A 19,551-nucleotide genomic window follows, 5' to 3' on the forward strand; every position below is an offset into this window, starting at 1 on the left:
TATGTTAGTGACATTGAATGAATTGTTGCCCGATGCGGCTAACTCAAAGTCGGCAGTAGCCTGTATAAATGTGTTTGGCTTTGAGGATGCACGAGCGATTTTGGATGCTGCAGAGTCGTTAAATCGTCCTGTTATATTGGCGACTAATAAAGACATGGTCGACTTATTAGGGGTGGAGTCGCTGGCTGGCATGTTGGTTCCAATGGCAAAGGCCAGTTCAGCAAAAATCTGCGTGCATCTCGATCATACTTATGATGAGTCAATTGTTTATCAGGCGATGAAATTTGGTTTTAGTTCAGTGATGTTCGATGGCTCGCAGCTGCCATTGGATGAAAATATTCGTCGTACGCAGCAGGTATCTGTTGTTGCTAAAGCCTTCGGAGTTTCGCTGGAAGGTGAGATTGGTTCGGTGCCTTATGAGGAAGGGCGGGATCATATTAAGTCGATTTACACCGAACCAGAGCAGGCGGCGCGTTATGCCAGTGAAAGTGGGATTGATGCGGTGGCCGTGGCGGTGGGTAATGTGCACCGATTAAAAACGCCGACGTGCAGCATTGAATATGATCGCTTGGCACAGATTGAACAGCTGGTTGAAATTCCATTAGTGATCCATGGTACCACCGGCATTCCGGAGGCTGACATTGTGCGCTTAAAGCAAACGCGGATTGCCAAGTTTAATGTCGGAACATCCTTGCGAATGGTCGTGGGTAATAACCTGCGCAAAGCGATGCTGGCAGAGCCGGAGCAGTTTGATCGCTCGTATTTTATGCGCAAGATCATGCCGGATATTCGGGCTGAGGCAACGCGGATTATTCAGTTACTTGCCTAATAAGGCTTGAGTGAAAGGAGGGAGTCATGTCGGTAGTTTCAAAGTTAGGTAGGCGGCTGCGGTTGGGCGTTATTGGTGGTGGAGTTGGATCATTTATCGGCCCGATTCATCGTGGCGCAGCAGTACTGCATGAGCAGTATGATGTAGTAGCTAGCGTGTTGTCATCCAATGCGGAGCGCTCGTTGGCCATGGGGCAGGAGCTTGGTATTCCAAGGTCTTATGGTTCGGCGGAAGCGCTATTCGCTGCTGAAAAAGGTCATCCTGAAAAGATTGATCTGCTGGCCATAATGACGCCGAATAACAGCCATTATGAGCTGTCTTGCAAAGCACTGGAGTGCGGTTTTGATGTGCTGTGTGAAAAACCGCTCACCAATGATTTGGCGCAAGCTGAAGACTTGGCAAAGCGCGTTGCCGAGAGCGATAGAGCATACTGCGTGGCATACGCTTATGCCGCTTACCCCATGGTACGCCAAGCGCGAGCCATGATGGCTAGTGGCGTGCTGGGCGAGTTGCGCATGGTGCAAAGTGAATATATCCAAGGGCATTTGGCTACCTTAAATCCTTCTGAGCAAGATGGTAGTAACTGGCATATGCATCCGGAGATCGCAGGGCCATCGCTCATTATGGGTGATATCGCCACCCACAGCTTCCATTTGGCTTCTTATGTCACAGGTCTTGAGCCGAGCGAGATCAGCGCGGATATCACGAACTTAGTACCGGGCCGCAGTGCGCATGATTATTGCGGGATTTTGTCGCGTTATAAAAACGGTGCGCGCGGCAGTTTTGTGGTGACTCAAGCCGCTGCTGGTGCGGTGCATGGCTTGCGAATTCGGGTGTATGGCAGCCTTGGAAGTCTGGAGTGGTTTCAGGAGCAGCCGGATGAATTATGGCATCGCCCACTGGACCAACCAGCACAGCTATTGATTCGGGGTGGGCCTGGATTATCGGCAGCAGCCAACCGGGCCACGCATGTCGCAATCGGCCATCCCGAAGGCTATATCGAAGCCTTTGCCAACTTATATCAAGATCTGGCGGATGTGATTAGCGCGCGGATATTGGGTGTTGAGCCCGACCCGTTGGCGCAGGATTTCCCAGATATTACAGACGGAGTACGTGGCGTCGCCTTTGTTGAGGCCAGTGTGCGTTCCAATCAAACCAATGCCAGCTGGCAAACACTTTAAAGAGAATACGCATGTTTAATGAAGAGAGACGATTAGCCGCGCCCATTCGTTGGGGCATGGTGGGTGGTGGACGTGGCAGCGAAATCGGCCATGCGCATCGGGCAGGTGCAGCGCGCGATGGCTTGTTTCAGCTAGTCGCCGGAGCCTTTGATTTGGACGTTGAACGTGGGCGTGAATTTGGTGTCAATTTGGGCGTGGATAGCGCGCGTTGTTATGCCAATTATCAAGCCATGTTTGAGGCAGAACCGCAGCGTGAGGATGGTATTCAGGCGGTCTCCATTGCCACGCCAAATGGCACCCATTTCGCCATTAGCAAAGCCGCATTAGAAGCTGGTTTACACGTCATTTGTGAAAAGCCACTGACCTTCACTGTTGCCGAATCAGAGCAGCTTAAGCAGCTAGCGCAGCAGAAAAACCGCGTGTTTGCCGTGATGTATGGCTACTCCGGATTCCCTATGTTGCATCAGGCTCGCGAGATGATTAAGCGCGGTGATTTAGGCGAGGTTCGCATTATCAATATGCAGTTCGCGCATGGCTTCCATAATACCGCAGTAGAGGAGCATAGCCCCGGCGCGAAATGGCGCATGAATCCTGAAATGTCTGGTCCGACTTATGTGCTGGGCGACTTGGGTACGCATACCTTCCACATGGCGCAAATGCTGACTGGATTGGAAGTGGATGAGTTGTGCTGTATGCGCCAGAGCTTTATTGCCAGCCGCTCGCCTTTGGAAGACAACGCCAATGTGATGATGAAGTTTAAAGGTGGTGCGGTGGGTACCTTATGGGCAAGTTCGGTGAATGCGGGCTCCATGCATCAACAAAAAATCCGCGTGATCGGTGAGAAAGCCAGTATTGAATGGTGGGATGAGCAGCCAAACCAACTGCGCTACGAAGTGCAGGGCCAGCCCGCGCAAGTCCTGGAGCGTGGCATGGGTTATTTGTATGGCGATGCCCCTGGTGTGTGTTCGCGCATTGGTGGCGGTCATGCCGAAGGCTTCTTTGAGTCTTGGGCGAACTTGTATCACCGCTATGCCTTGGCGATGGATGCGGCGAACCGGGATGACACTGAAGCACTGGCCGGCATCTGGTATCCAAGTGTGGATGATGGCACTCAGGGTGTGCGCTTGTTGGAGTGTTGCGTCGAATCTGCGGATAGTCACTCGAAGTGGGTGAAGTTCGACTGATTCGTGAAGTTTTGGACGTGAAAAATTTATAATTCGCCCAACTGTTTAAATAATTAATTTCAAAATAGTTGTTGACTTAGTCTGCGATGAGTATATAGTTCACCGCAGCTAGCAAGTTTGTTATATTTTTTGTGTTACCATTTCGTTGTGTCTCGTACCACGTCCTGTTTTTCATAAGTAATAGAATAGTTACACTTCCAAGCAAACGGTCTGTTCGCAGGCTTATCAAATCATTGAAATTATAGGATACATATGTCAAATACAACAACTGGAACCGTTAAGTGGTTCAACGAAGCTAAAGGTTTTGGTTTTATTCAGCAAGAGTCTGGCCCAGACGTTTTCGCTCACTTCCGTTCAATCACTGGTGACGGCTTCAAGACATTGGCTGAAGGCCAAAAAGTTGAATTCACAGTGACACAAGGTCAAAAAGGCCCACAAGCTGAGAACATCGTACCTTTATAAGTCCGATTATAAGTGAGCTGCTTCGGTAGCTACTTGATCTGATATAAAGTACTAAGAAGGCAAAACTTAACGGTTTTGCCTTTTTTATTGCCTGCAATTTGGTGATAAAACTGCTGGAATACCGCAAGCTCTATCAGCATCCAGCATCCAGCATCCAGCATCCAGCATCCAGCATCCAGCATCCAGCATCCAGCATCCAGCATCCAGCATCCAGCATCCAGCATCCAGCATCCAGCATCCAGCATCCAACTTCTAGTACTTGGTCTTATTTGGCAGTCTTAGCCAAAGCGTTGATCAACTCGTGGCTTAGTTAGCATCGGAATATAAGTAATCAAAAACAGCCCAAAGCCTGCAGCCCAGCACAATTGCGCTGTAATAATCAGACCATGATAAGCCGTAGCGGGGAACAATAACGGCAAGATCACCCGACACACTGCGCCAAGCCCGAGTAATACAAAGATGAATTTCAGTGCTTTTGGTGGGTCTTGTACATTGCGTCCGGTATGGCCTAGCGCAATTCGGCACATCATTCCGGCAGTAATTAGACCGATACCACCAGCAGCGAAGGCGTGCACGGCAATCCAGGGAGACAAACTGAGAGTCGTGGTTAGCGCATTGAGCCCAAAGCCCAGCACCATAAAGCCATAGCCAATATACAGTACCCAAAGCAAAGGCTTGCGCCAGATGCCATGATCGTACCAACCCCACAAACGAAAAGCGTGTAGTAGAAAGAGGATAGCCGCGAGTGATTCACTCACAGGGCGGTATTGCGTAAATACTTCAACCACTACAAAGATCAGAAATAAGAACAAGCTGCTCAAGTCTAGCCATTTGTGGTTAGTTAATTTGATCGGGGCATTGGCCACGCCGCGCTCAATAAAGAACGGAATCACCCGCCGGCCCATCATTAAAATTAAAGAAATGATCAGATATAGCCCACTGTATAAACCCCAATGAATCGCATAGGCCGGAAGAAAGCCGAGCATTGCCGCATAAAACAGGATATTGCTGGAGGCGATAAGCGCTAATTTGAACACAATTGGCATCTGCGTCCATTGCTTGGTTTGATAAATGGGGATGGCAATGGCGGTAATCAGCATCAAAATGAACAGTAAGTCGGTAAATGCACTGAGCGCTAAGGCAAAGGGCAAACCGCTAAATGGAAATAGTCGCGCACTGAGCCATAAGCCAGCCAATAGCATCAGGTGCCTGCCTTTGGGCATGGGTAAATTTGTCCAGTTGCCAACCGCTGTTAGCAAAAATCCTGCGATAACTGCGGTGCTGTAGCCAAATACCATTTCATGAGCATGCCAGAAAATAGCAGGCCACTCCGGCGATAGCCAAGGCTGACTGAAGCTGTAAATAGCCATCCACAGCAGCATTGAAAGCGCGCCGAAGCCAGCCGCGAGTAGGAAAAAAGGTCGAAACCCGAGATTAAAGAGAGCAAAAGGTTTAACCGTAACGGGTGTTTCAATCTGTAGCATGGTGGCTCCGCGCAGTATTTATAGGGAATGGCTTTGTTTGTTGATGGTGTTTCGTTAGATGGCAGTGCTAAGCTAGCATCATACACCCATCATGCAAATTAGCGCTGACGTGGGTCAAGCCTGAAGGTGAGCACTGAAAAAGGATACAGTATGCAATTTCTGAAAAATCCGCTGCGTGGCGTTGGTATCAAGCCGACGACTGAAATGAGTGATAAGCAGGTGAGTACGAATGCTGAAAAGGTTTTGTCCATTTTCAAGCACTGCCCGATGTCGCAGTCGACACCGTTGTTAGAGCTTTCTGAGCTGGGTGCCGAGTTGGGCGTGGCCGATTTATTTCTGAAAGATGAGCGCGAGCGCATGGGCTTGGGGAGCTTTAAAGCAACTGGCGCTGCCTATGTAATTGCTTTGGCGGCCAGCGAAAAGATTGAAAGCATGCCAGATCTTTCACTGGCAACGGTAAAGCCGGAACAGCTGAAACAAATTCTGAAAGGCAGTACGTATGTGTGTGCTAGTGCAGGTAACCATGGCTTGTCAGTCGCTGCAGGTGCGCGAATCTTTGGTGCAACTGCGGTCATTTATTTAAGCCAGACCGTGCCGGAGTCGTTCGCCGAGCGCTTACGTAGTTACGATGCGGAGGTGGTGCGCGCGGGTAATAATTACGAAGAAAGCATGGTGGCTGCCGCGAAACGTGCTGAGCAGATGGATTGGATACTGTTATCAGATTCCTCATGGCCGGGTTATACCGAAATTCCCACGCAGGTGATGGAAGGCTATTTGCTAATTGCCGCCGAAGTCGTTTCTCAGTTTGATGATGACCCCGCGCCGAGCCATATTTTTCTGCAAGCCGGAGTTGGTGGCATTGCCGCGGCTGCAACGGCCTATTTTCGCAGTAAGTGGGAGGATGAGTCGGTGATTGTAGTGGTCGAGCCGGAAGCCGCGCCCGCAATTATTGATAGTGTGAAAGCGGGCAAGCCGGTAATTAGCGAAGGGCCGGTTTCAAATATGGGGCGTTTGGATTGTAAAGAACCTTCACACATTGCTTTGGGTTGTCTATCTCGTGAGGCTGATTTTTTTGTCACGCTCAGTGATGAAGAAGCGTTGGAAGCGACGCAATGGTTAACCACTCAAGGTATTCATGCGACGCCATCGGCAACCGCTGGTCTGGCGGCCGTGTATCATAGTAAGTCGGGTGATACCTTTCGTGAGGCGATTGGTTTAACCGAGTCCAGTCGTGTGTTGGCGCTCATTACAGAACAAGCGTAAGCGTTTGTTATGAATGATTATTTGAGTCGATTTGAAGCAATGGTTATAGCGACGCGAGCGGTGTTACTGACTGCGGGCATAATGGAAGAAACAGTATGAGAAAAACCATTATTATTGGCCTGATCAGTGTTGGTATTTTGCTAACGGCAGTGTTCGGTGTGCGGGCGGTTAAGTCCTTTCTGCATATCCGGCATATAGAATCGGAAGTTGGTAGTTCGGTATCCTTGCACGGTTGGATGACAATTCCGTATGTTGCCAAGGCCTATCAAGTGCCGGTAGATTATCTGTTTGCAGCGCTAAAGGTTCCCCGTGATGATAATGAAGACGAGAGCTTGCACCATTTGAAAAATAATTATTTTAATGGCGATGCGGATGCCGTTAGCAACGCCATTCAGGCCGCTGTTAAAGACTATCAGTATCCTGACGACGCCAGCCCAGAGCAACCCTAATCATGGAATTTGAAACAACCGACCTCCTGCTGACAGGAATGCTGAACTATGGTGCACCGATTCTAGGATTGGTGTTGCTGTTAGGTGGCATGGGCATTCCACTACCGGGTACGCTCATGGTGTTGCTGGCTGGTGCATTTGTTCGACAAGGTTTGCTGGATGGTTTTAGCACCATGGGGATTGGTCTGGCCTGCGTAATTATCGGTGACTGCATTAGCTATGGTATGGGGTATTATGCGCGTAACTGGGTGAATCGCCACTTTGGACGGTCAAAATCTTGGCAAAGTGCTCAGGAAGCGTTTCAAAAACGAGGTGGGGTTGCCATTTATTTGACGCGATTTTTGATCACGCCATTAGCCGTTCCAACCAACTTAATTGCAGGCAGTACATACTATCCTTTCCGTCGTTTTCTAATGTATGACCTTGCCGGTGAGTTCACGTGGTTACTGTTATTTGGCAGCTTAGGCTATGCCTTCGGCACCCAATGGGATGCGATTAACAGCTGCATTCGTGACTCCAGCGGTTTAATGGCTGGCTTAGCATTAGTACTGGTGGGTATTTATTTCTTGAGGCGACATCATAATCATGCCAAATTAGTCAAAGCCTAGTAAAACAACAAGGGGGAGTAGTATGCAGGGATTCTCGAAAGATGAGTTTCGTCAGCGCTTGGATAAAGCACAATTTCTAATGCGCGAGCAGGGCATGGACCTAATGCTACTCACCTCGGAACCGGAGGTGCGTTACTTCTCTGGCTTCTTTACGCAGTTTTGGCTCAGTCCAACCCGTCCGTGGTTTTTGCTCATTCCTGATCGTGGCTATCCGGTTGCGGTTATTCCTGAGATTGGCGAAGTGGTTATGCGTAAGACTTGGGTTCGCGATATTCGCACCTGGTCATCCCCGCAGCCTGCAGATGAAGGCATTTCACTGCTTAGCGATACCATCAATGAAATGGTGGGTGGCAAGGCGGTGATTGGTTTAAGCAAAGGGCATGAGTCTGTCATTCGCATGCCATTAAATGATTTGGAATCGTTACGTACTCAATTGCCGGGTATGCGCTGGATGAATTGTACGCCCCTGATTCGCGAACTGCGCATGGAAAAGTCACCTGCCGAAGTCGCTAAAATCCGTCATATTTGCCAGATCGCGTCGGATACTTTTGATCAAGCTGCTAGTTTATTTGAAATTGGCCAGCCGTTGGATTCTGTATTCCGCGCCTTTAAAATTGCCATGTTGCAGCAGGGCGCGGATGATGTGCCGTATCTGGTTGGCGGTGCTGGCCAAGGTGGCTATGGCGATGTGATTTCGCCGCCCTCGCAAGTGCCGATTGAAGCGGGTGATATATTGATGTTAGATACCGGCTCAACTTACGAGGGTTATTATTGCGACTTTGATCGTAACTTTGCCTTTGGCCATGCTTCCGATATTGCCAAGCGCGCTTATCAAACCTTGTATCAAGCGACTGAAGCGGGTTTAGCCATAGCCAAGCCGGGAGCGACCTGTGCGCAAGTGTATCAGGCGATGCAGAGTGTGATTGAGCAAGCCGGTGGCGGTGCGGGTGGTGTTGGTCGCATGGGACATGGTCTGGGAATGCAGCTCACCGAATGGCCATCCAATATGGCAAGCGACCATACGGTCATCACGCCGAATATGGTGCTCACGCTGGAGCCCAGCATGGGCCTTGGCGATGGTAAAATGATGGTGCATGAGGAAAATATTCTGATTACCGAATATGGCCCTGAAATGCTGAGTCGACGCGCTGCGCCAGAGTTGCCCATTATCTGAGATTCGATTTGAATATATGATAAGCTTCTGCACACTTGTCACAACGAGATAACAATGACTATGAAGCGGTTGGCACACATAACAATACTAATGACTTTACTCACGGTGGCGGGCTGCTCCAGTGTGCCGACTCAAGCGCCGGTGGCTCCGGTAAAAGTGACGCCGCCCAAGCCGGTGAAAGCCATTGTGCCAGACAGGCCACCCGTACCTGCGGAATTGGTTGGGCGTTATAGCTTATTTGAAGGCTCCGAGAGTACCTTCGACATTCGACAAGAGGGCGGTAAGTTATTGGTGTATAGCGGGAAAAATGCTTCCGAGCTTACGCCGGTTAGTGCCACACGCTACACTTTGCCCGGTGGTCGACAGATCGACTTTCAGTATTCCAATGAAGGTAAATACGACCGCTTTAGTTTAGTACTTGATGGCCGCCCACAGCGCTTTATTCGTGATGACTCCTTGCTGCGCAGTCGCAAAGGGGTCACGCAACAAGCGGTGTACACTTGGCAGCTGGTGAATGATTTAAAGCTCGGTGACTACACGTATTCTCGTTTTATCAGCCCCTGGCGTGGCGTGGTGGATTACTCGGTTTACCTGCCGCCTAAATGGCAGCGACACACTAAAAACACCTATCCGCTGGTGATTTTCTTGCACGGCCAAACGGGTTGGGAGCACAGCTTCCCGCAAAGTGTGCCGGCGTCCCAGTTGAATGATTGGATCAACCGCGGATTGATTCCGCCCATGGTGATCGTGTCTTTACGTACGGGCCGCATTAACGGTCGCGAGGAAGAGCAGTGGTCATCGCCACGCAATGAAACCTTGCTGACCAGCGATAGTGGTAATGAGCTACGCGCCTTTTTACGTCGCGAGTTCCATGCGGGCATGACGGCACAAACAACGTCAATTCATGGTCACTCCCGTGGCGCACGTGGTGCGATTCATTATGCACTGAAATATCCACAGCAATTTTCCTCTGCAGTGGCTAATGCTTTCGTAAGTGATTACGCCTTGCCAGAAACCATGCAGCTTGCGGCGCAGAACCAAGACATGCTGCGCAAATCCGGCATTCCGCTGCGTATTTCAATTGGTGACCGGGATGAGTTTGAATTGAATTTAGGGCGTCAATCGTCTGCTGTGATTCATAAGCATCTGAACGACTTAGGTATTAAGCACCAATATCAAGTGTTTGCAGGCGTTGATCATGGCTTTGTGAATATCTGGAATGTGCGTCAAGCGAATGGCATGCCAAATGGTTTGGCCGAGTTACAGTTTCACGCCGGTGCCTGGAGCGCCGCCAAATAAAGAGATAACACGATGTTAGAGCCGAGCCTTGATGGCAAGAAACGTTGCTTTGGTGGCAAGCCCGGAAAAGAGGGCTATGCCGAGTACCATGATGTGGAATGGGGTATCCCTAAGCATGACGATCAGTTTCTATTTGAGATGCTTATATTGGAAGGCGCACAGGCTGGTTTAAGCTGGGAAACTATACTTAATAAGCGGGAAGGTTATCGAGCGGCGTTTCATAACTTTGATCCGGTGAAAGTGGCGGCGATGACGGATGAAGCGTTGCAAGAGCGCTTGCTGAATCCAAACATCGTGCGCAATAAGTTAAAGGTGTTCGCGGCACGTAAAAATGCCATTGCCTTTTTGAAGATTCAACAAGAATTTGGCAGCTTCGATGCGTACTTATGGGCGTATGTGGATGGCAAGCAGCAGTTGAATCATTGGGATGAGTTTGCGCAAGTACCAGTCTCTACACCAATTAGTGAAGCGCTATCCAAAGATCTTAAAAAGCGTGGAATGACTTTTGTTGGCCCCACGATTATGTATGCTTATATGCAATCAGTGGGGCTGGTAGATGACCATTTGACTGATTGCTGGCGTTACCATAAAGCCTGAATTGCTGAATTGCTGAATTGCTGAATTGCTGAATTGCTGAATTGCTGAATTGCTGAATTGCTGAATAACAGATAACGCCATATTTCTTTAGTCGGTTCACCCTAATAGGCTAAACCGACTTGATCGCGAGCCTCGGGTTAAACCGTTTCGCCCGCAGCCTCGTAAGTTTCAATCGTCCAGCTTTCTGCTTTTGCCGCATCCAGCCAATCTTGCATCTCTGGTATTGCCTGCATCGCTTCAGCCCACTTGCTAAAGGCTGGGGAAACTTCCAAACTATAGCCAACCACTCGCCACATTACGGGCGCATACATGGCATCCACAATACTGAACTGGCCACATAAGAAATCACCTTCCGGCTTTTCTGCACGCTCGAAGTGTTCCCAAATTTCAGCAAGGCGGTTGAGGTCTCCGGCCAAGGTCGCGGCAGCTTCTTCAGTGAGACGCTTTTGGCTACGGCAATTCATTGGGCAAGTGCCACGCAATGTTGCAAAGCCACTGTGCATTTCTGAGGCAGCACTGCGAGCCAGCGCCCGTAGGGCGGACTCTTCCGGCCACAATCCGCGATCCGGATATTGTTCAGCTAGGTATTCCATAATCGCCAAACTATCCCAGATCACATTATCCTGCACCACCAGCACGGGCACTTGTGCAGGAATCTGATAGCGCTGGCCAAGCTTATCCAAACTGTCGCTGTGATAAAAAGGCAATACGGTCTCTTCGAATGGAATGCCGGCAACTTGCATCATAATCCAAGGTCGCAGCGACCAAGACGAGTAATTTTTATACGCGATGTAAAGATGCATGATGAAACTCCTGATGCAAAAATGGCTGAACAGTCAAACGGAATCAAGCTCGCTTTTGGCTAAATTAATCCATGATTTATAGCGAGCACGGTAATGCTTGTCAGAGAGTTTAGCTGTTTTCATAATCCCTTCAAGTAATTCCTGTGTTTGCTGCGGTTTGCCCAACTCTTTTAACAGCATAGCGTAGCGATAAGTGGCCTCCGGGCCGGGGTAAGTTTCGTTCAGTACCTCCAGCTCTTTGAGTGCCAAGTCGTTGTTACCCAGCTTGACCAGCGTTTTAGCGTAGAGCAAATGCGCATCCACATTTTTGTACTGCGGGTTTTCTTTAATTAGCGTATCCAGCGTTTGCTTAGTCTCGGCATACTGCTCCAGACCGTACTCTGCCTGAGCGCGTGCATACAGCAGATCAGGGTCATTTTCATAAAGGCCGGTTAGGCACTTGTCGTACAGTGCTTTCGCTTCGGCGTACTCACCTTTTTCCAGATACTCCGCGGCTAAGCGTGAAGAGTTTTCCACGGTATCGACAACTTCAAAATTATTGCTGGCTTGTTTGAAGTCCCGATTGGGGTTAACTAGCTTTTCAAGGCCCTTCCTAGCCTGCCAGCCGGTCCGCGTCTGCATTAAGGAAGGTAGTATTTCGACGAAGAAATAGGCGATAGCGCCAATCGCGGGAAGCATAACGATCGCCCAGATCCACATCGTATTGCGGCCGGTTTTCATCACGTGAACAACCAGCGCGATTTGAACGATAATCGTGAGAATAAAAATAGGCATAGCACACCACCTTACAAGGCTTATTGATTATTTGAATTTTACGATAGCATATAGGAGGCTTTATTCTAAATTCTGCTGCTTTAAATATAGTTAATTATGAGCAAAAAAATAGGGGCCATAAGCCCCTGAAAGTTCCCCTATTAGGTACTGGTTACCTACTTGCGCCGACTGATTAACAGCAGTGGCAGTAGCAACCATAATAACCACGAAGTGCTGCCGCTGCCGCCATTCGGGTTATTGAGAATTACTGGATTTCGTACATCACCGGGGCGCGGAGCGTGAGCCGGAGGTGTCGTTCTAATGCGTGTATTGTGGTGGTACGGGTTGTTGTGCTTATTCGGTTTTATGGTTTGCACACTTGAGCCAGATGATTGGTGCTTTGCTTGCACCGTCGCAGTCCCGCACAAGCTGGCGATCAGCAGTATTACATAAAGCGCCTTATTGTGTGAGGTGAACATTCTAACTCCGAAATCGAACAACGTGATGCATGGGGACGTTATAAGGAGTGCGGCGGTGAGCGACCAGCGGTGTCAGGATTGGAGGTATCTTTTGGTGGGACAAAAGTAATCAAAGGAATGAACGGTAGTGGCGAGACAGTTGCATCGCTTACTGTTTGAGTGAATGATGCAATGCTATTGTAAAGAACCGCTTGTGACAGCTGAATAGCTTGTTTTAGGATCATCCTCTGTCTTGCCGGTATCAATCAGGAGCAGCAACATTTATGAGTCAGAATCTTCACAACAAATACCCTGCAATTTCCGATCTGGCGCGTAAAGCCAAGCGCCGCATTCCCCATTTTGCTTGGGAGTACTTAGATAGCGGGACTGGCTTAGAGGATTGCGTGCCTCGTAATCGTGCGGCTTTTTCCAATGTCATCTTAACGCCTCAGTTTATGCAGGGCGTATTTGAGCCTGATATCAGTACCTCCTTATTTGGTGTGGACTACGCTATGCCATTTGGTGTGGCTCCGGTTGGCCTGACAGGCTTAATGTGGCCGGGTGCGGAGAAAATTCTAGCTAAGGCCGCGGCCAAACACCGAATTCCCTACGGCTTAAGTACCGTTGCGACCGAAGCGCCTGAAACCATCGGGCCATTAACTAATGGCATGGGCTGGTTTCAACTCTACCCGCCACGCTTGCCCGAGCTGCGTCAGGATTTATTAAAGCGCGCCAAAGAGTCCGGCTTTACGACCTTAATGGTCACCGCCGATGTACCTACTGGTAGCTGCCGCGAGCGCCAAACACGTGCCGGTGTGACTGTGCCACCTAAAACGGGTTTGCGTACTATTTTCCATGCCGCAATGCGCCCGCATTGGACATTGGAAACTTTACGCTATGGTCAACCTGCGTTTCGTGGATTAGAAAAGTACATCGATGGTAAAGACATGCAAAATATGACCGCCTATATGGGTAAAGCATTAGGTGGTTCCTTGGATTGGGATTACCTAAAAGCCGTTCGGGAAGAGTGGGATGGCCCAATTCTACTAAAAGGCATTCTGGATGTGGAGCAGGCTAAGCAAGCGGCGGCGATGGGCTTGGATGGGGTAATTGTATCGAACCATGGCGGGCGTCAATGTGATGGCGTGCCAGCTTCATTAGATGTGCTGCCTGAAATCAAAGCGGCAGTTGGTGATGAGATCAAGGTGCTGTTTGATAGTGGCGTGCGCACGGGGTTAGATGTGATTCGTGCCATCGCGTTAGGCGCAGACTTTGTATTACTGGGGCGTCCGTTTATGTATGGTGTTGCGGCATTGGGCGAAGCTGGTGGTAATCATGCCATTGAGATTCTGCGCAATGATTTGAAAAACAATATGACGCAACTGGGTTGTCAGCGGCTTGATCAGCTAGCAGGCAGGCTGACTAAGGCGTCGCGCTAATAAAAAAAGGCAGCTCAAAAGAGCTGCCCAAAGCTATCCAGGAGGAGAGATCCTGTTACTACTTAAACGTTATTCCGCGTTGTGCTTACCACCGCGCTTGCCGCCACGGTTCTTACGCTTTTCCTGCATTTCTTTCAGTGTTGCGCGCTGTTCAGCGGTCAATACTGATTCAAACTGCTGACGCGCTTCGTTACGCTGGATAAATGCAGCACGGTCCAAGTTTGCTTTCTTGTCAGCCAGTGCGGCGACTTGGTTCTGGTAGTCTGCGCTGCTAGTATCCAAAGCTTGTGTTTCAGTACGCAGTTCTTTCATTTGTTCACGCAGTGTCTGGTGTTGCGTTCTTTGTGCTTCGCGGAATGACTTGATCTGCGCTTGCTGATCTTCAGTTAGGTTCAGCTTTTTAGCCATGCGCTTCATCATGTGTCCGCCACCGTGACGACCGCCGCGCTTACCGGCATGTTTGCCTTTGCCATCGTGGTGCTTAGAGTAGCCTTTACCGTCGCGAGTATCCGATGCATCGTTTGCATGAACGGCTGCTGCGCCTAAACCCAAAGTGCTTGCTAATAATGTTACTAAGATTGCCTTTTTCATTTTTAATTCCTGTTTGTTTTCTAAGTTGTGACGTGTTGTTCGTCGATGGGAGAATTATGTAACAGGTAAATGTTAGTTTGGGTAAGGGCAGCGTAAAGGTACTGTAAACGTGATTTTGTGTTTTTTATGGCTTCTGTTTATCAATAGAATTCCATGGGATTTGCCCAATAACCGGAGACCTAACTGATGACTAAGACAACCGCTGGGCTTCATTATCAGCCGTACTATTGCGAGGAAAATATCTGGCAGCTGTGTCAGAACCCGCAGTATGCAGACGGGCAAGTGTTATTTATTTCAGGCTATGGTGAGCACTTTGCCATGCTCTGCCAGCAGGGCGGGGAAGGTAAAGGGCACTTGGTTTGCTGGGATTATCATGTGGTGATGCTTCACGCTGGGAATATTCTCGATTTTAATAGCACGCTGCCTTTTTCAACTCCGTTTGAGGAGTACTTTGCCTGGTCATTTATTGATGAGCGTTTGCTGCCTGAAGACTTGATACCAATGTTTCGGGTGATCCCGGCGGGTAAATTTGTTGAGTCGTTTTTGTCAGATCGTAGGCATATGAAAACCGAGCAGGGTTGGAGTGCACCACCACCGCCTTGGCCGCTGATTAGTCGGTCGAGTAGTAATCTGAGTCGGTTTGCGGATATGTGGGATTTAGAATTTGGCGAGGTAATGAATCTGTCTGAGGTACTTGAGCGGTTTGGATGATTGTATAAAAAATGCAGCCCAAAAGAGCTGCCCCGATGGACTTACTTATCCCGCTCTCTGTAGAAGCGAGTGAACAGGGCTTTCCACGATTGAATATTGACGTATTCGTAAGTCTCACTGCTATAGCGACTACTACTTTCTGGCGGGTACATATAATTGGTAGTCATTGTTGAGGACAGCTCGCCTTGCTCGTCATAGCGGTATTCTTTAGATAAATATTCCTCGCCACCGTTAAAGTAGTGTTCGTTGGTGAGTTGGTCATTGTCGTTGTACGTCATTTTTGTTTTGTTCTGTGCGACGCCGCTATTACCTTCAATATAGGCGCTTCCGAGATAGTTACCTCGCTCATCAAATAAGGTCGAACTGGTATAGGTAGCCACACCCTCTGAGTCATATTCAGTAATCGTTTGCCCGCCAAACTCATCATGAAACACCACTGAAATGCTAGAGTCATCAAAGGCTGCGGAGTAAGTTGTCTCATTCCCTTGCTCATCATAAGTATAGGTATACAGGTAGTTTCGAACCTGTTCGGAGTCGCCAACTCGCTGATGAGTGAGCATTCTGCCTTCCGAATCGTAGGTGTAAGTGATGAGGTGGTTTTCTTCCGGCGAGGTCGTGCTTACCTGCTTGTTACTGAGTATTCGCCCTTCAGCGTCGTAGGTGATGCCCCAAGTGGTTTCCTGCTCGTAGCTACCGTCATTATTGTGGTCAAGGCGGCTTCTTATTTTGTTATCGTGGCTGTCGTAGTCTAGCACCGCCACTGAGTCAATAATGCCGTCGGCTTGCTCGGGAACGCCGTCGGCAAAGTTGTCATAGCTGATGGTGACTTGGTTACTAGCCGCATCAGTCATGGTAACCACGACGCTATCTGGCGTGCCATCAGCATTGAAATCGGACTCTGCCAATGTTTGCTTATTATTGTCGTCAAATTCATAACGATGAATGACGTCGATTACACCATCCAGGTTTTTATCTTCTTCAACTTTGGTTACGTTGCCTGCTGAGTCATGGGTATAGCGTTCGCTTTGGCCCTCAAAGATATTTTCCGCAGGTATGTGATATGACTGCTCGTAATAGTTGCCTCTTCCTTCGGTATCGTATTGTTTAATCGTCGTCTCAGACGACTCTAAGACACCGGTAGTATCGGAATAGCGCTCAGTGACTTCTTTGTAATAAGCGAGGCTGCCATCGGGATGATAGTTGATTTCATGAGTGGTGCGATATTCAAAAATACCATCGCCATTTAAGTCAGTTTGATTGAGTGTTTCATGGCCTTTGGCGTCATACGCCCACTCTTGTTGACGGTCCATCGTGCCATCATCACCGAAGTCGATATAGGTGCCGGTGAGCTTGCCATTGGCATCATACGCGTAGCGGGTAAACTCGACGTCCGCTTCAGAGCCGATAATTTGTTTATGTTCGCTTGTTATATTTCCGGCATCGTCAAAGGTGTAATTAAAGGCTAAATCGTCATGACCATCGTAAATGCCATCACTGTTGGTATCGATGAGTCGCTTCGATGTGGTGTAGATCTCTGGGGTCATGCCAATGCTGTCGTAAAATGCATCTAGCGCAACGCCGGGAAGCACAATGGTTGGCTTGCTTGGCCAGAGACCTTCAGAGGCTCCCTCGCTCAAGAGCTTGCTGTCTTCCAGCTGGCTTTTAAAGGCAACAATCTGTTTACCAATGATATCAATGGTTTTACCCTGAGCAATGCTCTCCAGCTGCGCAGGAACGGTGACGCCATTTGAAAAAATACCGTCCTCATCAATTGCCGTTAAAAATACGATGAGGTTGCTCATGCGTTCAAACAGGAAGGTTTTTGGGCTTCGATTAGACTGATAAGCAGTAGCTCTCAGTTTTGTTTGTACACCCTGAGTAATGGTCTCCGGCTCGGCAATTCCCATCATATCAAACAGGCTGATCTCCGCAGCGGCGGCAGATTGCCCCAGTGATATGTCACCAATAAAGAAGCTAACCAGCTCGCCTTCTTTATAGCTGAATGTACTGTCTGCACTTGTTTTGCCGGACTGTGATGGTGTTTGGTAGCTCAAGCCCTCTAGCGTCACACCAGAGATTTTTCCGGTTAATACAGCCGAGTCAGTGGCTGCCTTATCCGATGAACTGCCCGAGCCGCAGGCAACCAGACTGAGACTCAATAAAATTGGAAAAGATAAGCGCTTTGTAAATTTGTAACTTATTTTTTGTCTGCTGGTCATTGAATGGGTTCTTATTGGCTTAATGTTATTCGTTAATACTAAGCTATAAGCCACTCTATGACCAATTGAGTTAAGTGCTATTTGCTGGAAAGCGTGCGCCGACTCTATTCCCGACTCATCCGCATCAATACACAGGTGTTTTTTACCCAAATAAGTATTCGCATTGCCTAAGTGAATGCGATACTCACTCCACTGACCGGTGACATACACCGACTTATCATCAAAGGGCAGCCCAAGAGAGCTGCCCCAGTATTAACTAGTCGTGAGATGTTACTGAGTGTGCGGATTACTCAGCGTTGTGCTTACCACCGCGCTTGCTGATCTTCAGTCAGGTTCAGCTTTTTAGCCATGCGCTTCATCATGTGTCCGCCACCCTTACGACCGCCGCGGTGCTTGCCTGCGTGCTTGCCGCCTTCGTGCTTAGAGTAGCCTTGGCCGCCGCGGGTATCCGATGCATCGTTTGCATGAACTGCTGCTGCGCCTAAACCCAAAGTACTTGCTAATAATGTGACTAAGATTGCCTTTTTCATTGTAAGTAGCTGAATTTAAATATGTATATCCAGAAGTTTTATTTCTGGAATAAACCGAAAGTCCTTGGTGTTATAAGTAAATAAGCTGGCCTGGTTTGTCAAAGCTGATGCAGCAATTAGACTGTCAGGAATATCTAAAGTATGGCTCTTAGCAAACTCTCGCACCAACTTGAGCGCGCAATAAGAAATGCTTTCGTCCAGAGGAAAGTGCTCAAATTTTTCCAAAAAACGACCTAGCATTTTCACTTCCTGCTTGTCACGTGCACCATAAAACAACTCCATCGACGTAATTGTCGAGATAAACAGCGGCTCTTGCAGCTTGGAAAGCGTACTGATCGTCTCTGTATTATTTTTGAGTACTTCAATTAGAACATTGGTATCCAGGATGATCATTTCCAGGCCTTCTTTCTTAAGCTTTCCTGAGAGATGTCACGGTCTTCCCACATGCCCGCAAACTCATTAAAGTCAATAGGTTCTAACTTTGCCTGTTGACGAGATAGCTCTTTTTTTAACGTCTCCCGAATATAGGCGGAAACACTGATGTTTAATCTGGATGCTTGTTGTTTAATCGCTGAGAACAAGGGGTCATCGAAGTAAATCTGTGTCCTGTGCATGGTGTCACCTCAGTTTATAGTTTTATACATCACAATTGTACATCACCTATTAAGCTGCTGTCATTCATACCGTTATAAAATCAGCGAACCAACACACTAATCGGTACAGCAAACAGCCGCTCACCAAATGGCACAATGCTCTCCCCATCATAAAAAAGGCAGCCCGAAAGAGCTGCCCAAAATCTACAAGGAGGAGAGTTAACTAGCTTGGGGATTAACCCGCGTTGCGGTGGCCGCCACGCTTTTCGACACGGTTCTTACGTTTTTCCTGCATGTCTTTCAGCATGGTGCGTTGCTCAGCGGTCAATACCGATTCAAACTGTTGGCGCGCTTCGTTACGCTGGATAAATGAAGCACGATCCAGGTTCGCCTTCTTATCAGCCAGTGCCGCTACTTGGTTCTGGTAATCAGCGCTGCTGGTGTCCAGAGCCTGTGTTTCAGTGCGTAGCTCTTTCATTTGCTCACGCAGTGTTTGGTGTTGCGCTTTTTGCGCTTCGCGGAATGATTTGATCTGCGCTTGCTGATCTTCAGTCAGGTTTAGCTTTTCAGCCATGCGCTTCATCATGTGTCCGCCACCCTTGCGACCGCCGCGATGCTTACCGGCGTGCTTGCCGCCTTCGTGCTTAGAGTAGCCTTGGCCGCCGCGAGTATCCGATGCATCGTTTGCATGAACTGCTGCTGCGCCTAAACCCAAAGTACTTGCTAATAATGTGACTAAGATTGCCTTTTTCATTTTTAATTCTCGTTTGTTTTTAAGTTGTGACGTATTGTTCGTCGATGGGAGAATTATGTAATGGGTAACTGTTAATGTGGGTAAGGGCGGCGTAAAGGTACTGTAAACGGGTGTGGGGAAGTGTAAAGACGGCGGCTAATTGGAAAATCAAAATTAAAGTTTCACTGTTC

Annotated in this window: 23 protein-coding genes; 12 read left to right on the forward strand and 11 right to left on the reverse strand. The window is 48.6% G+C overall.

The genetic code is table 11. The annotated features are described in order from the left end of the window. Nucleotide 1 precedes the first annotated feature (1 nt). The 4 genes from LEUMU_RS0119195 to LEUMU_RS0119210 all read left to right on the forward strand — a co-directional run bounded on the left by LEUMU_RS0119195 (nucleotide 2) and on the right by LEUMU_RS0119210 (nucleotide 3,656). Entirely contained in the window at nucleotides 2-829 is an 828-nt protein-coding gene (locus tag LEUMU_RS0119195) for a class II fructose-bisphosphate aldolase (protein WP_022953928.1), read from the forward strand. Between the two features lie 26 nt (nucleotides 830-855). Beyond that, nucleotides 856-2,010 carry a Gfo/Idh/MocA family protein gene (locus tag LEUMU_RS0119200; RefSeq protein WP_022953929.1) on the forward strand — a complete coding sequence of 385 codons (1,155 nt, stop codon included), beginning with the start codon at nucleotides 856-858 and terminating at the stop codon, nucleotides 2,008-2,010. Between the two features lie 11 nt (nucleotides 2,011-2,021). After that, entirely contained in the window at nucleotides 2,022-3,194 is a 1,173-nt protein-coding gene (locus tag LEUMU_RS0119205) for a Gfo/Idh/MocA family protein (protein ID WP_022953930.1), read from the forward strand. A gap of 252 nt (nucleotides 3,195-3,446) precedes the next feature. After that, the gene (locus tag LEUMU_RS0119210) at nucleotides 3,447-3,656 is read left to right on the forward strand and encodes a cold-shock protein (RefSeq protein ID WP_026744942.1); all 210 of its coding nucleotides are present in this window, start codon (nucleotides 3,447-3,449) and stop codon (nucleotides 3,654-3,656) included. 29 nt (nucleotides 3,657-3,685) lie between these two features. Here LEUMU_RS0119210 and LEUMU_RS28845 read toward each other — a convergent pair whose 3' ends face one another. Further along, complete coding sequence (locus LEUMU_RS28845; protein ID WP_157474400.1) at nucleotides 3,686-3,901, reverse strand: hypothetical protein; 216 nt, start codon at nucleotides 3,899-3,901, stop codon at nucleotides 3,686-3,688. A gap of 33 nt (nucleotides 3,902-3,934) precedes the next feature. Continuing rightward, nucleotides 3,935-5,140, reverse strand: a complete 1,206-nt coding sequence (locus tag LEUMU_RS0119220) for an NnrS family protein (RefSeq protein ID WP_022953931.1) — start codon at nucleotides 5,138-5,140, stop codon at nucleotides 3,935-3,937. Between the two features lie 150 nt (nucleotides 5,141-5,290). On the opposite strand from LEUMU_RS0119220, the gene LEUMU_RS0119225 reads away from it, so the two are divergent. The 6 genes from LEUMU_RS0119225 to LEUMU_RS0119250 all read left to right on the forward strand — a co-directional run bounded on the left by LEUMU_RS0119225 (nucleotide 5,291) and on the right by LEUMU_RS0119250 (nucleotide 10,530). Next, the gene (locus LEUMU_RS0119225; protein ID WP_022953932.1) at nucleotides 5,291-6,403 is read left to right on the forward strand and encodes a diaminopropionate ammonia-lyase; all 1,113 of its coding nucleotides are present in this window, start codon (nucleotides 5,291-5,293) and stop codon (nucleotides 6,401-6,403) included. A 95-nt stretch (nucleotides 6,404-6,498) separates the two neighbouring features. Next, nucleotides 6,499-6,852 carry a hypothetical protein gene (locus LEUMU_RS0119230; RefSeq protein ID WP_022953933.1) on the forward strand — a complete coding sequence of 118 codons (354 nt, stop codon included), beginning with the start codon at nucleotides 6,499-6,501 and terminating at the stop codon, nucleotides 6,850-6,852. A 2-nt stretch (nucleotides 6,853-6,854) separates the two neighbouring features. Then, the gene (locus LEUMU_RS0119235) at nucleotides 6,855-7,460 is read left to right on the forward strand and encodes a DedA family protein (protein WP_022953934.1); all 606 of its coding nucleotides are present in this window, start codon (nucleotides 6,855-6,857) and stop codon (nucleotides 7,458-7,460) included. Between the two features lie 22 nt (nucleotides 7,461-7,482). Continuing rightward, nucleotides 7,483-8,634 (forward strand): M24 family metallopeptidase, encoded by a 1,152-nt coding sequence (locus tag LEUMU_RS0119240; protein WP_022953935.1) that lies wholly within the window; start codon nucleotides 7,483-7,485, stop codon nucleotides 8,632-8,634. Nucleotides 8,635-8,688: 54 nt separating this feature from the next. After that, nucleotides 8,689-9,933: an alpha/beta hydrolase gene (locus tag LEUMU_RS0119245; protein ID WP_084708142.1), complete on the forward strand. Its 1,245-nt coding sequence runs from the start codon at nucleotides 8,689-8,691 to the stop codon at nucleotides 9,931-9,933. A 12-nt stretch (nucleotides 9,934-9,945) separates the two neighbouring features. Beyond that, nucleotides 9,946-10,530 carry a DNA-3-methyladenine glycosylase I gene (locus tag LEUMU_RS0119250; RefSeq protein WP_022953937.1) on the forward strand — a complete coding sequence of 195 codons (585 nt, stop codon included), beginning with the start codon at nucleotides 9,946-9,948 and terminating at the stop codon, nucleotides 10,528-10,530. A 137-nt stretch (nucleotides 10,531-10,667) separates the two neighbouring features. Here LEUMU_RS0119250 and LEUMU_RS0119255 read toward each other — a convergent pair whose 3' ends face one another. From LEUMU_RS0119255 to LEUMU_RS0119265, 3 genes are all read right to left on the reverse strand, one after another. Then, nucleotides 10,668-11,333, reverse strand: a complete 666-nt coding sequence (locus LEUMU_RS0119255) for a glutathione S-transferase family protein (protein WP_022953938.1) — start codon at nucleotides 11,331-11,333, stop codon at nucleotides 10,668-10,670. A gap of 33 nt (nucleotides 11,334-11,366) precedes the next feature. Next, nucleotides 11,367-12,107 (reverse strand): tetratricopeptide repeat protein, encoded by a 741-nt coding sequence (locus LEUMU_RS0119260; protein WP_022953939.1) that lies wholly within the window; start codon nucleotides 12,105-12,107, stop codon nucleotides 11,367-11,369. Between the two features lie 155 nt (nucleotides 12,108-12,262). Further along, nucleotides 12,263-12,565: a GlyGly-CTERM sorting domain-containing protein gene (locus LEUMU_RS0119265; RefSeq protein ID WP_022953940.1), complete on the reverse strand. Its 303-nt coding sequence runs from the start codon at nucleotides 12,563-12,565 to the stop codon at nucleotides 12,263-12,265. Nucleotides 12,566-12,828: 263 nt separating this feature from the next. Between LEUMU_RS0119265 and LEUMU_RS0119275 the strand changes: the two genes are divergently transcribed. Next, entirely contained in the window at nucleotides 12,829-13,983 is a 1,155-nt protein-coding gene (locus LEUMU_RS0119275) for an alpha-hydroxy acid oxidase (protein WP_022953942.1), read from the forward strand. A 69-nt stretch (nucleotides 13,984-14,052) separates the two neighbouring features. Here LEUMU_RS0119275 and LEUMU_RS0119280 read toward each other — a convergent pair whose 3' ends face one another. Then, entirely contained in the window at nucleotides 14,053-14,574 is a 522-nt protein-coding gene (locus LEUMU_RS0119280) for a Spy/CpxP family protein refolding chaperone (protein ID WP_022953943.1), read from the reverse strand. Nucleotides 14,575-14,760: 186 nt separating this feature from the next. On the opposite strand from LEUMU_RS0119280, the gene LEUMU_RS0119285 reads away from it, so the two are divergent. Then, entirely contained in the window at nucleotides 14,761-15,285 is a 525-nt protein-coding gene (locus LEUMU_RS0119285; RefSeq protein ID WP_022953944.1) for a protein N-terminal glutamine amidohydrolase, read from the forward strand. 41 nt (nucleotides 15,286-15,326) lie between these two features. On the opposite strand, the gene LEUMU_RS0119290 is transcribed toward LEUMU_RS0119285, so the two are convergent. The 5 genes from LEUMU_RS0119290 to LEUMU_RS0119310 form a co-directional block, all read right to left on the reverse strand. After that, a complete protein-coding gene (locus LEUMU_RS0119290; RefSeq protein ID WP_157474402.1) occupies nucleotides 15,327-17,504 on the reverse strand; it encodes an RHS repeat domain-containing protein in 2,178 nt (725 codons plus the stop codon). Between the two features lie 302 nt (nucleotides 17,505-17,806). After that, nucleotides 17,807-18,034 (reverse strand): hypothetical protein, encoded by a 228-nt coding sequence (locus tag LEUMU_RS0119295; protein WP_022953946.1) that lies wholly within the window; start codon nucleotides 18,032-18,034, stop codon nucleotides 17,807-17,809. Between the two features lie 15 nt (nucleotides 18,035-18,049). Further along, the gene (locus LEUMU_RS0119300) at nucleotides 18,050-18,427 is read right to left on the reverse strand and encodes a type II toxin-antitoxin system VapC family toxin (protein ID WP_022953947.1); all 378 of its coding nucleotides are present in this window, start codon (nucleotides 18,425-18,427) and stop codon (nucleotides 18,050-18,052) included. Continuing rightward, a complete protein-coding gene (locus LEUMU_RS0119305) occupies nucleotides 18,424-18,648 on the reverse strand; it encodes a hypothetical protein (RefSeq protein ID WP_022953948.1) in 225 nt (74 codons plus the stop codon). The genes LEUMU_RS0119300 and LEUMU_RS0119305 overlap by 4 nt, the downstream gene beginning before the upstream one ends. A gap of 214 nt (nucleotides 18,649-18,862) precedes the next feature. Continuing rightward, nucleotides 18,863-19,381: a Spy/CpxP family protein refolding chaperone gene (locus tag LEUMU_RS0119310; RefSeq protein ID WP_022953949.1), complete on the reverse strand. Its 519-nt coding sequence runs from the start codon at nucleotides 19,379-19,381 to the stop codon at nucleotides 18,863-18,865. Nucleotides 19,382-19,551: the final 170 nt, after the last annotated feature.

The sequence above is a fragment of the Leucothrix mucor DSM 2157 genome, assembly GCF_000419525.1.
In the GTDB taxonomy this organism is placed as follows: domain Bacteria; phylum Pseudomonadota; class Gammaproteobacteria; order Thiotrichales; family Thiotrichaceae; genus Leucothrix; species Leucothrix mucor.

Excerpts from the sequence above, each read along its gene's own strand:
- LEUMU_RS0119195 (WP_022953928.1), top strand. The coding sequence starts at position 2 with ATGTTAGTGACATTGAATGAATTGTTGCCCGATGCGGCTAACTCAAAG.
- LEUMU_RS0119200 (WP_022953929.1), top strand. The coding sequence starts at position 856 with ATGTCGGTAGTTTCAAAGTTAGGTAGGCGGCTGCGGTTGGGCGTTATT.
- LEUMU_RS0119205 (WP_022953930.1), top strand. The coding sequence starts at position 2,022 with ATGTTTAATGAAGAGAGACGATTAGCCGCGCCCATTCGTTGGGGCATG.
- LEUMU_RS0119210 (WP_026744942.1), top strand. The coding sequence starts at position 3,447 with ATGTCAAATACAACAACTGGAACCGTTAAGTGGTTCAACGAAGCTAAA.
- LEUMU_RS28845 (WP_157474400.1), bottom strand. The coding sequence starts at position 3,901 with ATGCTGGATGCTGGATGCTGGATGCTGGATGCTGGATGCTGGATGCTG.
- LEUMU_RS0119220 (WP_022953931.1), bottom strand. The coding sequence starts at position 5,140 with ATGCTACAGATTGAAACACCCGTTACGGTTAAACCTTTTGCTCTCTTT.
- LEUMU_RS0119225 (WP_022953932.1), top strand. The coding sequence starts at position 5,291 with ATGCAATTTCTGAAAAATCCGCTGCGTGGCGTTGGTATCAAGCCGACG.
- LEUMU_RS0119230 (WP_022953933.1), top strand. The coding sequence starts at position 6,499 with ATGAGAAAAACCATTATTATTGGCCTGATCAGTGTTGGTATTTTGCTA.
- LEUMU_RS0119235 (WP_022953934.1), top strand. The coding sequence starts at position 6,855 with ATGGAATTTGAAACAACCGACCTCCTGCTGACAGGAATGCTGAACTAT.
- LEUMU_RS0119240 (WP_022953935.1), top strand. The coding sequence starts at position 7,483 with ATGCAGGGATTCTCGAAAGATGAGTTTCGTCAGCGCTTGGATAAAGCA.
- LEUMU_RS0119245 (WP_084708142.1), top strand. The coding sequence starts at position 8,689 with ATGACTATGAAGCGGTTGGCACACATAACAATACTAATGACTTTACTC.
- LEUMU_RS0119250 (WP_022953937.1), top strand. The coding sequence starts at position 9,946 with ATGTTAGAGCCGAGCCTTGATGGCAAGAAACGTTGCTTTGGTGGCAAG.
- LEUMU_RS0119255 (WP_022953938.1), bottom strand. The coding sequence starts at position 11,333 with ATGCATCTTTACATCGCGTATAAAAATTACTCGTCTTGGTCGCTGCGA.
- LEUMU_RS0119260 (WP_022953939.1), bottom strand. The coding sequence starts at position 12,107 with ATGCCTATTTTTATTCTCACGATTATCGTTCAAATCGCGCTGGTTGTT.
- LEUMU_RS0119265 (WP_022953940.1), bottom strand. The coding sequence starts at position 12,565 with ATGTTCACCTCACACAATAAGGCGCTTTATGTAATACTGCTGATCGCC.
- LEUMU_RS0119275 (WP_022953942.1), top strand. The coding sequence starts at position 12,829 with ATGAGTCAGAATCTTCACAACAAATACCCTGCAATTTCCGATCTGGCG.
- LEUMU_RS0119280 (WP_022953943.1), bottom strand. The coding sequence starts at position 14,574 with ATGAAAAAGGCAATCTTAGTAACATTATTAGCAAGCACTTTGGGTTTA.
- LEUMU_RS0119285 (WP_022953944.1), top strand. The coding sequence starts at position 14,761 with ATGACTAAGACAACCGCTGGGCTTCATTATCAGCCGTACTATTGCGAG.
- LEUMU_RS0119290 (WP_157474402.1), bottom strand. The coding sequence starts at position 17,504 with ATGACCAGCAGACAAAAAATAAGTTACAAATTTACAAAGCGCTTATCT.
- LEUMU_RS0119295 (WP_022953946.1), bottom strand. The coding sequence starts at position 18,034 with ATGAAAAAGGCAATCTTAGTCACATTATTAGCAAGTACTTTGGGTTTA.
- LEUMU_RS0119300 (WP_022953947.1), bottom strand. The coding sequence starts at position 18,427 with ATGATCATCCTGGATACCAATGTTCTAATTGAAGTACTCAAAAATAAT.
- LEUMU_RS0119305 (WP_022953948.1), bottom strand. The coding sequence starts at position 18,648 with ATGCACAGGACACAGATTTACTTCGATGACCCCTTGTTCTCAGCGATT.
- LEUMU_RS0119310 (WP_022953949.1), bottom strand. The coding sequence starts at position 19,381 with ATGAAAAAGGCAATCTTAGTCACATTATTAGCAAGTACTTTGGGTTTA.